The sequence below is a fragment of the Candidatus Poriferisodalis sp. genome, from assembly GCF_965237655.1.
Lineage (GTDB): Bacteria > Actinomycetota > Acidimicrobiia > Acidimicrobiales > Poriferisodalaceae > Poriferisodalis.
Genome location: NZ_CBDEGB010000002.1, coordinates 1,058,230 through 1,071,289, shown reverse-complemented (window position 1 = coordinate 1,071,289; position 13,060 = coordinate 1,058,230). Strand labels below are relative to the sequence as shown.

13 protein-coding genes are annotated in these 13,060 nt (G+C 67.5%); all 13 read right to left on the bottom strand.

Features of this window, described 5'->3' with window-relative positions:
- Positions 1 to 3 precede the first annotated feature (3 nt).
- The 13 genes from ACPXYO_RS13100 to ruvX all read right to left on the bottom strand — a co-directional run bounded on the left by ACPXYO_RS13100 (position 4) and on the right by ruvX (position 13,022).
- Positions 4 to 711: a hypothetical protein gene (locus ACPXYO_RS13100; RefSeq protein WP_423921218.1), complete on the bottom strand. Its 708-nt coding sequence runs from the start codon at positions 709 to 711 to the stop codon at positions 4 to 6.
- A complete protein-coding gene (locus ACPXYO_RS13095) occupies positions 708 to 3,431 on the bottom strand; it encodes a hypothetical protein (RefSeq protein WP_423921215.1) in 2,724 nt (907 codons plus the stop codon). The genes ACPXYO_RS13100 and ACPXYO_RS13095 overlap by 4 nt, the downstream gene beginning before the upstream one ends.
- The gene (locus tag ACPXYO_RS13090) at positions 3,350 to 5,281 is read right to left on the bottom strand and encodes a hypothetical protein (RefSeq protein ID WP_423921213.1); all 1,932 of its coding nucleotides are present in this window, start codon (positions 5,279 to 5,281) and stop codon (positions 3,350 to 3,352) included. The genes ACPXYO_RS13095 and ACPXYO_RS13090 overlap by 82 nt, the downstream gene beginning before the upstream one ends.
- Positions 5,282 to 5,467: 186 nt before the next feature.
- Entirely contained in the window at positions 5,468 to 5,920 is a 453-nt protein-coding gene (locus ACPXYO_RS13085) for a hypothetical protein (protein ID WP_423921210.1), read from the bottom strand.
- Positions 5,917 to 6,708 (bottom strand): MFS transporter, encoded by a 792-nt coding sequence (locus tag ACPXYO_RS13080; RefSeq protein WP_423921207.1) that lies wholly within the window; start codon positions 6,706 to 6,708, stop codon positions 5,917 to 5,919. Before ACPXYO_RS13080 ends, ACPXYO_RS13085 begins: the two co-directional genes overlap by 4 nt.
- Complete coding sequence (locus ACPXYO_RS13075) at positions 6,705 to 7,130, bottom strand: transcription antitermination factor NusB (protein ID WP_423921204.1); 426 nt, start codon at positions 7,128 to 7,130, stop codon at positions 6,705 to 6,707. Before ACPXYO_RS13075 ends, ACPXYO_RS13080 begins: the two co-directional genes overlap by 4 nt.
- 38 nt (positions 7,131 to 7,168) lie before the next feature.
- Positions 7,169 to 7,735: an elongation factor P gene (efp, locus tag ACPXYO_RS13070; protein ID WP_423921201.1), complete on the bottom strand. Its 567-nt coding sequence runs from the start codon at positions 7,733 to 7,735 to the stop codon at positions 7,169 to 7,171.
- 70 nt (positions 7,736 to 7,805) lie between these two features.
- A complete protein-coding gene (locus ACPXYO_RS13065) occupies positions 7,806 to 8,294 on the bottom strand; it encodes a type II 3-dehydroquinate dehydratase (protein WP_423921199.1) in 489 nt (162 codons plus the stop codon).
- Positions 8,295 to 8,302: 8 nt separating this feature from the next.
- Entirely contained in the window at positions 8,303 to 9,460 is a 1,158-nt protein-coding gene (locus ACPXYO_RS13060) for a 3-dehydroquinate synthase family protein (RefSeq protein ID WP_423921196.1), read from the bottom strand.
- Between the two features lie 121 nt (positions 9,461 to 9,581).
- Positions 9,582 to 10,253: a prepilin peptidase gene (locus ACPXYO_RS13055; RefSeq protein WP_423921193.1), complete on the bottom strand. Its 672-nt coding sequence runs from the start codon at positions 10,251 to 10,253 to the stop codon at positions 9,582 to 9,584.
- A gap of 54 nt (positions 10,254 to 10,307) precedes the next feature.
- The gene (gene aroE / locus ACPXYO_RS13050) at positions 10,308 to 11,246 is read right to left on the bottom strand and encodes a shikimate dehydrogenase (RefSeq protein ID WP_423921190.1); all 939 of its coding nucleotides are present in this window, start codon (positions 11,244 to 11,246) and stop codon (positions 10,308 to 10,310) included.
- Between the two features lie 23 nt (positions 11,247 to 11,269).
- Complete coding sequence (gene mltG, locus ACPXYO_RS13045) at positions 11,270 to 12,619, bottom strand: endolytic transglycosylase MltG (RefSeq protein WP_423921188.1); 1,350 nt, start codon at positions 12,617 to 12,619, stop codon at positions 11,270 to 11,272.
- The gene (gene ruvX / locus ACPXYO_RS13040; protein ID WP_423921185.1) at positions 12,606 to 13,022 is read right to left on the bottom strand and encodes a Holliday junction resolvase RuvX; all 417 of its coding nucleotides are present in this window, start codon (positions 13,020 to 13,022) and stop codon (positions 12,606 to 12,608) included. Before ruvX ends, mltG begins: the two co-directional genes overlap by 14 nt.
- Positions 13,023 to 13,060: the final 38 nt, after the last annotated feature.

Below are 13,060 nucleotides of genomic sequence, written 5' to 3'. Positions count from 1 at the left end.
CGCTCAACTCCCTGCCGGATTGAAGCTCGGCAGCGGTGCGGGGGCGTCCGCGCCAGGTGTCGACGGCGCCAGGCGCGTCGAACGGCCCGAAGGGCACAGCGGCCAGCCATCAGGCGGCGCCGGCCAGACCACCAAGCCACCCAGCTCCGCGGCTGCCGCAAGACGGGCGGCAAAGGGCGCGTCCACTCGAACGACAATGCGACCGTCATCACCGTCGGCGAGCGTCGTCACATCGATCGCGCATCCGCCGAGCACCGTCGACAACACGGCCCGGCTTCCGGCGCCAGGCCCAGGTGCAGGCCATGCTCCCGTTTCGGCCGCGAACTGGATCAACGTGACAGCGCCCGCGACATCTTGAGGCGCCTTCAGCAGCGCAGGTGTGACGAAGGTGCCCGCAGGCACGTCGTGCGCTACTGCTCGTCCAACAATCGCGTCGGGATCGGCGAACCGGGTTGCAAGCGCCTCCGGTACTCCCACGACTTCGAACGCTCCGGGAGACTGACCTGCCATCCATGCCTCGAAGGTCACTGCTACGAGTGCTTGAGGTGGCGCAGTGTGCGGGCGGCCCCAGAGCCAGATCGCCAAGACCACGATGGCGACGATCGCCAGAGCAGCGCCGAGCCGCCAAGGTTCCGGACCTCGCTGAGGCAAGCCAGCCACCGCTGCCTGCTGCTCGTCGCCGAGGTAACCGGCGGGCGACGACAAGGTCACAGCCCTGCTCCGCTTGCGGTGACCGTCACTCGGCCGTCTGCGTAATCGCTCAGCGACCTAATCCAATCCACACCCGAGGCGAGCGTGACCCAGCACGCATCGTCGGCGGGCGGTTGAGCGCTTCCCGTGCCCGCCCACTCCGCCGCCTGTTGGGGCTCGAAGCACGCTTGGACATCCCAGGCATATACCCCTGGGTGACGGAAGAGCCATCCGCAGGCCGCCGCGGCTCCCGGGCCGGCGGCGTCTGCGGCCGGGCATGCAAGCTCGGCCGGATCCGCCCCCTGCTGGTGCCACTGGCGCAGCAACAATTGCTGGTCCTCGCCGAGTGCATCCCAGCGGTCAACGAGATGACGAGCGCCGGCATTGCCCTCCATGAGCCGGCGCTCGGCGGCGATCCACGGCCTCATCTCGTGCCAGTTCGAGCGCAACCAGGTTGCGACCCAGCCGCAGACTCCGTCGACGACATCCAGCGAACCGAGCGCCTGCATCCAGCCGCGGCCCGGCGCCACCAGCAGGAACTCTCCCCCACCGGGCATGTGCTGCTGGGGACTCGAGCCCCCAGAGGCCGCACGTACATGAGACGCCCACGCCAGCTCGTCGACGGCCGTTGCTGCGATCGCCGGAGTCGGCAATGCGGGGCATTCGTCGTTTTCTGGCTCAGTTGATCCGCCCGGTCCCGGTTTGTTCTCTGGGCGGGCGATTGGACCGGAGCCGGGGCCGTCAGGACGCCCGGGATCGTGGGGAGCGACTACCGGCCGATTGTTGCCGGGCCCGTCATCGTCCTCTTCGTCGCTGTCGTCGCCACCGCCGTCCTCGCCGTCCTCGCCGTCCTCGCCATCGCCGTCCTCGCCATCGCCGTCCTCGCCATCGCCGTCCTCGCCATCGCCGTCCTCGCCATCCTCGCCGTCCTCGCCATCCTCGCCGTCCTCGCCATCCTCGCCGTCCTCGCCATCCTCGTCATCGTCGCTGTCATCGTCCTCTTCGTCGCTGTCGTCGCCGTCGCTGTCGTCGCCATCGCTGTCGTCGCCGTCGTCGCCGTCGTCCTCATCGTTCCCATCGTCCGACGGAAGGCAGCCGTAATCGAACGAACCGCTGATGCGGCTCCGCACATAGGAGGGCAGCGCAGCGAAGTCTGAGCAGTCGAACACGCACACCCGGTACGTCTCGGGACCGCGATCGGCGTGAACGTGCTCTTGGATCTGCGTATGGGAGAGCTCACCGATCGCTGGGCAATAGGTGCGGATGGTGGTCTGTTCGCAGTCGCCCGGCGAGACGCACTTGTCGAGCAGGTCGCTTTCGGTGACGCAGCTGCCGCCGTGATCCGGTCGATACACCGTCCCGTCGATGCCATCGCATGCGTCGGAATCGGAGTCCCACACGCGTCCTGGAAGCTCGTCGCACGAAACGTAGGACAGCAAGCCGTCCGAGCAGCGATGTATCCCGAGTTCTGCGAGTCGCTCGTCATTCTCACCGGCAAGGTGATGCAGGGGCCGGGCGGTGCCGTCCGGAGTCACCGAAGACCCTCCGCCGGCATCCTGGTCGGTGCCAGTGTCCACATCTGAACCTGGACTCGGCGACTGGCACGACAGCACGCTGAGGCCCATTCCGCCCACGGCGTCCGAGTAGCGCGGCACTGTCCCAGACGGGCAGCTCTGTTGCGGCGGTGCTGACGGATTTCCGAGCCTCGTTCGTCGACACTGGCTCCCGGCGTTCTGCCATCCTGCGGCACACCGACCCAAGGTGACGGACCTGGTTTGCCATTCGGCCACGGTCTCGTAGATGGGCTCGGTCGTGTAGTGGATCGTCGGCACGCGGTCCCAGTAGCCGGTCTCCACCTCGCTATGGATCGGCTCTTCACGCCAATAGCCGGGAATGGTCACCGAGTGCGTCGTCAGAAGTTCGTACACAGGAACCTCGGTTGTCACGGTCTCTGTGATCGGCGGACCTGGAATGCAGCACTCGAGACGTGTGCGTGTCTCGGTGTGCGTCTCGGTGATCGTTTCGTTCCAGCACTGCTGACCCGCCAGTGGGTCGAACGAGCATCGCTGCACCACGCGCTTGGTCTCGACTTCCACCTCATAGCTGACCTCGTAGAGCACATCGGGACCTGGGCGAGTCACAACCTTCGACTCGATGCGGGTTCCGACCTGCACTCGGACGGGCGGCACGAGCGGCTCAAGGACAGTTCTTGGAGGCACCCAGATGCGATTCGTGCCTGACTGCACTCGCTCTGTACCGGTCGGGATCCAGACATCCTCGTAGGTGGTGTGGCTGTAGACCTGCCGGGTCCGGCCGGTATCCACCTGTCGCGACACCCGTCGCTGGCACTCGTGGCCGCCGAATTGCCCGGCGACACGGGTCCAACCCGACGGGCAGCTCGACGGGCGGAGCACTGTCTCGGTGTGGGGCGTACGGCATTGCCCGCTGCTGCTGTCGAGCACCATGGAGCCAGGACAGCTCAAGACCGGCGCAGCCGACGACCGTGCTCCCGCAGCACTGCCGAAACCTGCCGCCACTGCGACAACAGCCACGAGCGCTGTGGCAATCACCCCAAGCGCCCGCCATGCAGCCCGCCCGATCCCCAACCGAGCATCTGAGGGAGAGAGGGAGCGGCCGGATGCACGATCCTCGACCGCCGTCACTGCGCCAACTCCAGGAGGCTCGGTGTCAGCGGCCACCAGTACAGGTCGGTCTGCGGCGGCCAGCCGGCTTGCGGGCATGGCGGCATCGGTCGCGGGTAGGCGTGCTCAGCATCGGAAAGCGGCAGCGAGCCCGGCGGCCACGGCTTCTTGACCCGGCGTTCAGGCGGTCGTTCCAGCGCCTCGGCAATCACCGCGTCGTCTGGCGGGCAGCCGAGGATCTCGGTGAGCGACTTGAACGGAGACAGGTACATGCGCTCGTGCCAGATGGTGCCGGAATTCCACGTCGTGGAGGACAGCTCGGACGTCACGGCAGGAGCGTTCGTTGCGACCTCCCGCAGTGCCTCCCATTGCCTGGGCGTGCAGCGGTCCTCCAATTCGGGCCGATGCAGCTCGCCTTCGACCAGCACCCCGACGGGGATGCCCGTGTCGCACCAGTACTCCAGGTGCCAGCCGTCATGGCGATGCGCCCGCCACGCCTCCTGCTGGGGCACGTTGACCCACTCGCGGACAGCGATCCACTGGTTGCGAACCCCCGAACCCCAGGCCCCGGGCTCGGCCCAGTCGATCGTCGCCGCATGCGCTTGTTGGGCCTCGGCCAGCCACTGCACGGCCTGCTCAAAGGTCTCGCTGTCGCAGGGTCCATCGAACAACGCGTTGCGCAGGACGCGGTAGCTGTGACGGGACCAGGTGAGCCACATGGCTTCCACCTGTGCCCAATGTTCGGTTCCGGCGTCGAGCCGCTCCCCCGTTGATGCATCAACCAGGAACGACTGCCCCGGTGCATGGCAGACGACGGCGAGCGCATGACCGGCCGCCGACAGATCTGCAACCCACGCCCGCTCGACTGGTGGCGTGGTGAACGCCAAGCGCAGGCCGCGGGCCCACAGCGACTCCAGCTGCCGGGTGCGATGGGACTCGGTGTAGACGCCCGGCGTGACCGAGGCCAGATCGCTGCAGGCCTCCCAGATAGTGCCTGGGCCAGTGCTGACCACCGCGTGGCCGACGAGGGAATCGGTCACCGCCCCCTGAGCGGCCCGGCGAGTCAGCCACTGCTTGGCCTCGGCTGACCAGTCGCCTGGGACATACCCGAGATCGGTCAAGCTGTGACCACCGAGCGCCAGTTCCATCGGCTCTCCGGGGCTGTAGACCAACAGCTTGGCGATGTCGTTGACCGTGGTTCCCCACGCGTGCATCGGACGGCGCCCGGGAGATCGCATGCCTGCGATGAAGGCCTCAAGAGCGGCGCTGGCCCGATCCCTCTCTGCTGCGGCTTCGCCGACATCGACGCCCAGTGCCTGCGGAGTCGGGTGCGGGGGGCACAGCGACACGTGGTCGTAGGCGGATCTGCGATCTGCGACCAGACGTGTCTCGTGTTCGAGTCCCGCGGGGTCCACGACCAACTCCCAGGCCGTCTCGGTTCCAGCACGCCTTCGCGCAACCCGCGTGCCGCCAGCGAATGCAGCCTCCGCGGCCCGTACGTAGGGCGGCATGGCCTCCCAACGTGAACGCTGTGAGACGACGTGCCGGAAGCCCGCGTCCATGTCGGTGAGCAACGCCGACTGCGATCCGACCACTGCCACCGTGTCGTCCACATCCGAATCGGGATAGGGCGGCCACGGCACCCAGATGCGTCCGCCGCCGATCTGCATTTCCAACGGCAGCTCCAACGGCAGCTCGCGCAACCGCGACGTCGGGAACTCGCCGCTGCCAGCGACAATCGTGCGGGCTTCGGTGAGCGGCAGTTCGAACAGCGCCGGATCCGGCGCGTCGGCAGCCGGAGTGCTCGGCGAAGCCGCGATCGTCGGCCCTGGATCCGCTGGCACCGCCAGATCCCGACTGCACGCTGCGAGCACTGAGATGAGCACCAACGTCGGAGCGCCTGCCCGCAGGCAGCCCGACAAAACCTTTCGGCATGGGATTGTGACCATCGCACAGCTCCTACGGACTCCGGGCCCGCGGCCGCCTCGTTGAGTCGAGGCCGTCACCAACGGATCGTTGGGAGTTCTAGGCGCGTCGTGTTAGCTCATTCCAATGATTTTCAATATCTATGAAACTTGAACCATGACGCGAACGTCCCGATGCACGAAATAGTCCTTGGCAGGTCGCCCTCAGCGCTAGGCGGCGGGGTCTGTGATGGCCGACGGGGTTCGGTGCCGACGGGCCCACAGCGCGAATGCGAGGCCGACCGCGCCGTAGCCGGCATAGGCAACTGCCAGCGGCGTCACCGAACCAGCGATGGTGCGGTCGATGAGCATCGCAAGCAGCGCTCCGCCGCCCATCGAGATTGTGCCGATCACCGCTGATGCGGTGCCGGCCAGCTCGCCCATCGGCTCCATGGCCTGGGCCAGGATCAGCGGACTCGTGAACGTGCGCAGCGAATTGATCACCGTGATCACGGCGAACCAGCCGAAGAACCACGGCTGACCGCCGGCCTGCCACGACCACAGTGCCAGGACCGTCGAGAGGACCAGCGTGGTCGGAAGGAGCACCACGATCGCCCGGTCGGCACCGATACGTGTCACCTGCCGGCTCCCGGTGAACACCACCAGCCCCATGAACAAGCTCATCCCTGCGAAGTAGAACGCGAACACGTCGCCCCGGCCGTACACGTCGTCGAAGAGGAGTTGGCTGCTCCCCAAGAAAGCGACGAACGAGCCATGTCGAACATGACCGCCAGTGCCGAGCCGATGGTCACCTTGTTGGCGAAGACCGCGACGATGGCTTCACGGGTTCGGCCGAGGGTGAGCGGGCGGCGACGCGCGGGCGGGAGCGACTCGGGGAGCCGGATCACCCAGATCGCCAGCACCACCGTCAGCACGATCGGAGCGCCCATGACCCAGCGCCACGTCCCGACGGCCAGCACCGCCTTGCCGAGCAATGGCGCGATGGCGGGAACCAGCATGAACACCGCCGCAACCGCCGCCAGCACGCGGGCCAGCCGATCCCCCTCGTACAGGTCGCGGCCGATGGCCAGGGTGAGAGCCCGGGGCCCTGCAGCGCCGATGCCCCAGATCAGCCGGCTGACGATCAGAATCTCGAACGTCGGAGCGAGCGCAGAGCCCAAGGCGCCGAAGGTGTACAGAGCCAGGCCGGCGTACAGCGCAGGCTTGCGACCGAAACGGTCAGTGAATGGGCCATACACCATCTGCGCGCCGGCAAGTCCCAGGAAATACAGGGTGACGGTAAGTGCGACCCGAGGCGAATCAGCAGCGAGACCCAAGCCGATCCGGATGTCGGTGAAGGCGGGCAGCGCCATGTCGATGCCCAGCGCCGTCGTGGCGCTGATGGCGCCCAGCAGGAAGACGAGCTCGCGTTCGGCGATCCTGCGTGGCCGCTGACCGCCGTCCGCTGTCACGAACTGCCCATAGCGGTGGCGAGGACTCCGTTCACGAGGGCCCCGCTGCGATCGGTTGCGCCCAGTCGGTGCGCCAATTCGACGGCTTCGTTGATGACCACGGCGGCCGGAGCAGCCCCGCGTTCGAGCTCGAAGAGCCCCTGAAGCAGGATCAGGCGGTCGCAGATACCGAGGCGCTGCGGAGTCCACCCCTCGTTCAGCAGCCCAGCGAGACGCTCGGTGAGCGCCTCTTGCTGGGCGGCGATACCAGTGGCCAGCTCGTGCGCGAACGGGTCGAGATCGCTGATCTGCTCTGCGAGCACGTCCGACAGGTAACAGGACTTCATCTCGGCCTCGTACAGCAGTTCCACCGAGCGCTGGCGCGCCTCGCGCCGACGGGTCGGCTCATCGGGGGCTGCGAACGGGTCGCTGGAGCGAGTCATGGCAGTGGACCTGTGCCCGTCTCAGCAACCCTGCGGGGTCAGCCGCGGGCGCGCTCGACGTAATCGCCGCTGCGGGTGTCGACCTTCAACCGCTCGCCAGCCTCGATGAACAGCGGCACCTGCACCACCAGTCCGGTGGACATCGTTGCCGGCTTGCGTGCACCCGACACCCGGTCGCCCTGCACGCCTGGGTCGGTATCGGCCACTTCGAGCACCACCGATGCCGACAGCTCGACTCCCAGCACCTCGTCGCCGTGGCGCACCACTGTGGCCATCTCGCCCTCTACGAGGTAATTCGTTGCGCCCCCGGCGGCGGCACGGCTGACGGGAAGCTGCTCGTAGCTGTCGGTGTCCATGAACACCAGAGAATCGCCGTCGGCGTACAGGTATTGCATGTCGCGGTGGTCGATGAGCGCACGTTCCATCCGCTCGCCGGCCCGGAAGGTGCGTTCCACCACCGCACCGGTGCGCACGTTGCGGAGCGTCGTGCGCACAAACGCGCCTCCCTTGCCCGGCTTGACGTGCTGGAACTCGGTGACCTGAAACAAGCCGCCGTCGAGATCAAGCGTCATGCCGTTGCGGAAGTCGGCAGTGGAGATGGCCATATCAACCTCTTGGATTCAACCTGGGCGGATCACAGCGGTCGCAGCGGGACAGTACAAGCACGGCTCGCCTTTACGACGGGTCGCTGGCCTCGTCGCCGGGGTCCGGAGTCTCTGCCGCTGCGGCTGCCGCCTCGATGGCAAGCGCGACCGCTCGGGGGTAGCCAGCGCCTCCATCTCCCGCGACCCGGGCGCTCGCCAGCGGCTCCACCACCGACAGGCGCCGCCATGACTCGCGCTCGCGGGGCTCGGACAGGTGCAGCTCCACTACGGGTCCGTCGAATGCGGCGAGCGCATCGTGCAGCGACCAGCCGTAGTGGGTGAGCGCACCGGGGTTCACCACGATGGCCCCGACGCGGCCGATGCCCGAATGCACGGCGTCGACGAGGTCGCCCTCGTGGTTGCTCTGGCGGTGCTCGAGATCCCAGCCGAGTTCGGTTGCCGCTCGGCGTGCGGCCCGAACGTGGTCGAGCAGCGTGTCGGTGCCGTAGATCTCGGGTTCGCGGGTTCCCAACAGGTTCAGGTTCGGACCCGACAGCAGCAGTACGACGTGGCGAGCCATGGCCTCGATCACATCCGCTCAAGCGCGCTTCGCAGCACGCTGGGGTCGACGTTGGGCGCCACTTCGAGACCGTTCGGCCCGTCGAGCACGAACGTGATGCCGTCGGTGGCCTTCTTATCTCGGCCGAACAGCTCGATGATCTCGTCGTGATCTACGCCGGAGGGCAGCTTCGCGTCGAGCCCGTAGGACTCGAGCACCGATTCGTGATCGGCGACACGGTAGGTGTCGATCCGGTCCATCAATCGCGCCACCAAGGACGCGTAGCGCAGCCCGATTGCCACCGCCTCGCCGTGGCGCAGATCGAACCGGCCGGCGATCTCGAGCGCGTGCGCCAGCGTGTGGCCGTAGTTCAGCAGCGCCCGGCGACCGCCTTCGGTCTCGTCAGAGCTCACCACCTCGGCTTTGATGGCCACACATGCCGCAATCAGTTCGTCGCGCGCTAGCTCATCGAATTCGCAGCCATCGAGCAATCTCGACCGGAGATCATCGCCTCTGAATTGCCGCCGCAGTAACGATCGGTGGTCGGCGTAACGACGAACAACGCTGGCATCGTTGAACATCTCGAGGCGCGCACAGGCGTTTCCAATGAGTTCAGCCGCATCCGACCTGCCGCCGATGAAGTGGTACTTCGCCAACTCACCAAAACCGGCACGAAGTTCGCGCTCCGGCAGTGAGTCCAGCACTTCTGTGTCGCACAGGACCGCTGCTGGCTGCCAGAACGCTCCGACGAGATTCTTGCCCTCCGCGAGGTTCACGCCGGTCTTGCCGCCTACCGCAGCGTCGATCTGGCCCAGCAAGGTCGTGGCGAGATGCACAACGGCCACGCCCCGGTGGTACACAGCCGCGGCGAAACCAGCCACGTCGGTGACCACACCGCCTCCGACGCCCACCACTACATCACGGCGGGTCAGGCCGAAGCGGGCGAATCCGCTGCACAGCTCTCCAATGGTGCCCAACTCCTTGGCCTGCTCGCCGTCGGGGATCGCGAAGGTCTCAAATGGAACGCCCGGGTCAACCTCGACGCCGATGCCCGCCTGGGTGACCACGGCGGCTCGGCGCGCGCTGGCGGGCATCAGCTGCGCAAGGTCGCGGCGCACGCCTTTGCCTACGAGCACCGGATAGGTGCGTTCACCCATCGGCACGGTCACGATGAGGGGCTCGGACATCACGGGCGAGGGTACCGACGCGGCACGTGACGACTGCCTGGAAACAACACTGCCCACGTGCCCGACTGCCTAGCCATGTGTCCGCCCATCAGCGGCCTGCGACGTGCCGGTCACCCAGTGCTCATGTGACGAGGCCCGCCGGTGCGGACCACCAGATGACGGCGAGCGCGCCGGCAACCAGCGATGGGCCGAGCGCGAAACGATGGTCGCTGCCGCGGCGCAGCACCACCACGCCCACGGCGCCAACGAGCGCGGCAATGGCGAAACCGGCCAGCAACCCTTCCAGCACCGTGGTGAACCCGCCGAGTCCCAAGTGCATACCCAGGTACCCGCCCAGACGCACATCGCCGTAGCCCAGGCCGCCCCGGGCGGCAAGCCAGACGAGGTGCATCATCCCCCACCCGACAACTGCGCCGATGGCGGCGGCGGCAACGGCTCGTGCCACTCCTGCGAAGCCGGCATCGATCGCCGCAGCCCCGCACACCAAGGGAATGGCAGCGGCGGCAACCGCACGCAAGAGCCGCGTGGGTATCAGGTGGGTGCGCAGGTCGATGCCGGAGATGACCACACCTGCCCATCCGAACGCGAGCAAGGGCGCGAGGTAGGCGCTGTCACCGAGTCGCAACCCAAGAGCGGCCGCGATCGTGACGCACGACGCGATCGCCAGAGCCGGGTGCAGGTTGACGCCGAAACTGCGCTGAGCACAGCGTGAGGCGACGGTTCCCGCGGCTGTGCCGCCGAGCACGATCGCTGCAACCGCAGAAAGGCTCAGGTCTGCCGTTGCAATGGTCACGCCGATGCCTCTCCGGTCGCCGGCGGCCGCCGGGGCCGCATGCGGGCCGGGGTGCTACCCGGCGAGTTCCAGGCCCACAGCCGCAGCCATCACGTCGATGGGTGCGTCGCGGCCGGTCCACATCTTGAACTGCGCGGCGGCCTGGTACAAGAGCATTCCGACGCCGTTGAGCGTCATGGCGCCCGCAGTGGCGGCCGCTTCGAGCAACGGGGTCCGTTCGGGCCGGTAGATGAGGTCGGCGACGATCTGGCGTGACCGCAGCAACGCCGGATCGAACGGCAGCGGATCAACCTTGGACATGCCGAGCGGTGTGGCGTTGACCACCAAGTCGGCGTCGCGCACCGCCCTCGGGCCGCCGACCATGGCTGCGCGGGATGCAGCGACTCCTGCGGTCGCACCCGCCGCGGCGCCCAACGCGGCAGCGCGCACGGCCGCTTCCGCCGAGCGGTTCACCACGGTCACCGAGGCTCCTTGTGACGCGAGCGCCACGATCACCGCACGGGCTGCCCCGCCCGCACCGAACACCACGGCGTGCATGCCGGCGGGCTCCACACCCGCCTGGATCCTCAGCGACGCCAAGAATCCGTCGCCGTCGGTGTTCTCCCCGATCAGCCGGTCGCCGTTGCGACGCACGCAGTTCGCGGCCTCCAGCAGTGCAGCTGCGGGCGACAGCTCGTCGCAGGCAGCAGCAACGTCGTCCTTGTGGGGCATGGTGACTGACAGGCCTTCGATCCCCAGCACGCGCATCGCTGCCACCGCATCGCCGCCCTGCCCGGCGGGCACTGCGAACGCCGTGTAGACCCAGTCCAGGCCTAGATGCTCAAACGCTGCATTGTGCAGCGCCGGACTGAGTGAATGCTGGACGGGGTCACCGATCACTCCGGCGACCTTCGTGCGCCCATTTAGGCGCAGCATCGACTCAGCGCGACCACTCGGGCGCAGCATCGATTCAGCGCGCCCACTCGGGCGCTGGTGCGCCGCTTCGTCGCTCATCTCCCCACTCTGCCCGACGCCACTCACCCGCAGAGTCCCAATTCGACACACACGGCCTTGTCGCGCTGGAACTCCTCGTCGGTCTCGGAGAACGACAGGGTGCCGTCTTCCGACGTCAGCACGAAGTACATCCACGGCCCGTCCTCCGGATTCAGAGCCGCTTCGAGCGAGGCGCGCCCCGGAGCCGCAATCGGTGTGGGCGGCAGCCCCACGAGCACCCGGGTGTTGTATGGCGAGTTGACCGTCAGCAGGTCGGCGGTCAACTCCTGCGAGCCCACCACGTACACGACCGTGGCATCCAGACCCAGCGACCACCCGCGAGCGAGCCTGTTGTAGATCACCCGCGCCACCGTGGGACGGTCCTCGGTGCGCTGGGCCTCGCGTTCGATCATGCTGGCCACGATCAGCGTCTCGTACGACGTCAGACCGATCCGGCGCGGCGCATCTGCGTAGTCCAGTTCAGTGAGCACGGCATCGAGCCGATCGACCATGAGTGCCACCAGCTGCTCAGCGCTGGTCTGAGAGTCGTAGAAGTAGGTATCGGAGAAGAGCTGTCCCTCAGCTGGTTCGATCACGCCTTCGGGCAGGACCGGCGGCGTCGGCGCGACCAACGACAGCACTGGCCGTTCGCGCACCGCTGTCAGGAAATCTCTACCGCTGAAGCTCAGGCCCTGCACATCGTCGAAGAGGTCGGCCATCTGCGCCAAGGTCAGGCCTTCGGGAATGGTGAGCGGCTGCTGGGCGGCCTGCGCGACGCGGCTCGGCCCGGCCTCGAGCACAGCCAGGGTTTCCCAAACCGACGAGTTGGACTGGAACGTGTACTCGCCGGCTTGAAATGCGGGACCCCCTCGTAAACGCACATACCACTCGTAGGCCCGTGAACTCGGGATGACGCCTTCCGTTTCGAGCAGATCGGAAATGCTGGCCGTGCTGGAGCCCAACGGCAGGGTGAGCGCGATCTCGCCCGTCGGAGCGCCGGGCGGGTCGAGCTGTTCGGTCACCCAGCGGTAGGCGCGGCTGCCCGCCGTCCAGGCGATGAAGCCGAGCAACACCAGAACCAAGAGCGCGCCGAATGTGCCAGGTCCGCGTCGCGTGCTGACCACCTCGTAGTCGACGCCGCGGCGGCCACTGACGGGCTGCGAACCGCCAGCGGACCGTGCCCGGCTCGGCGTCGTTGCAGGTCCGCCGTCGGGCTGCGCTCGCTGTACCAGGCCCGGTTCGACAACCGAGGATTGGTCAGCCGAAGCCAGACCTACGAAGCGCGCAAGTCGATCCGCCATCTTGCGCATAGCCGGAGGAGTGCGCAGCGCCGTCGCCCGTCCCGATTCGGCCTCATCGGCTTCGAGTTCGGTGATGTCGTCAGTCACGGGCATCGAGCCACGACTGCAGGATGACCGAAGCAGCCACCTTGTCGATGACCTTGCGGCGGGCGGGTCCCCGCACTCCCTGTTCGGTGAGGATGCGCTCGGCGGTGACTGTCGTGTAGCGCTCGTCATGCAGGACCACCGGCACATCGAGTGCCGCCGCGATCTCGTCAGCCTCGGCCCGTACGCCAGCGGCGGCCGGTCCTTCGCTGCCATCGAGCGACGTCGGCAAGCCGATCACGACCACCTCCGCACCCACGTCAGCGACCATACCTGCGAGCGCTCGGTGGTCCCGGGCACGTTCGCCGCTGCGTTCGAGGACTTCGTAGGGCACCGCCACCGCAACATCGGCAGGCGCGAAGGCCACGCCGATGCGCTTCGAGCCGAGGTCTACGCCGATCGCCCGCTTCATCGGGCCCGACACAGCTGGCCTGTCTTGTTCCGTGGTAC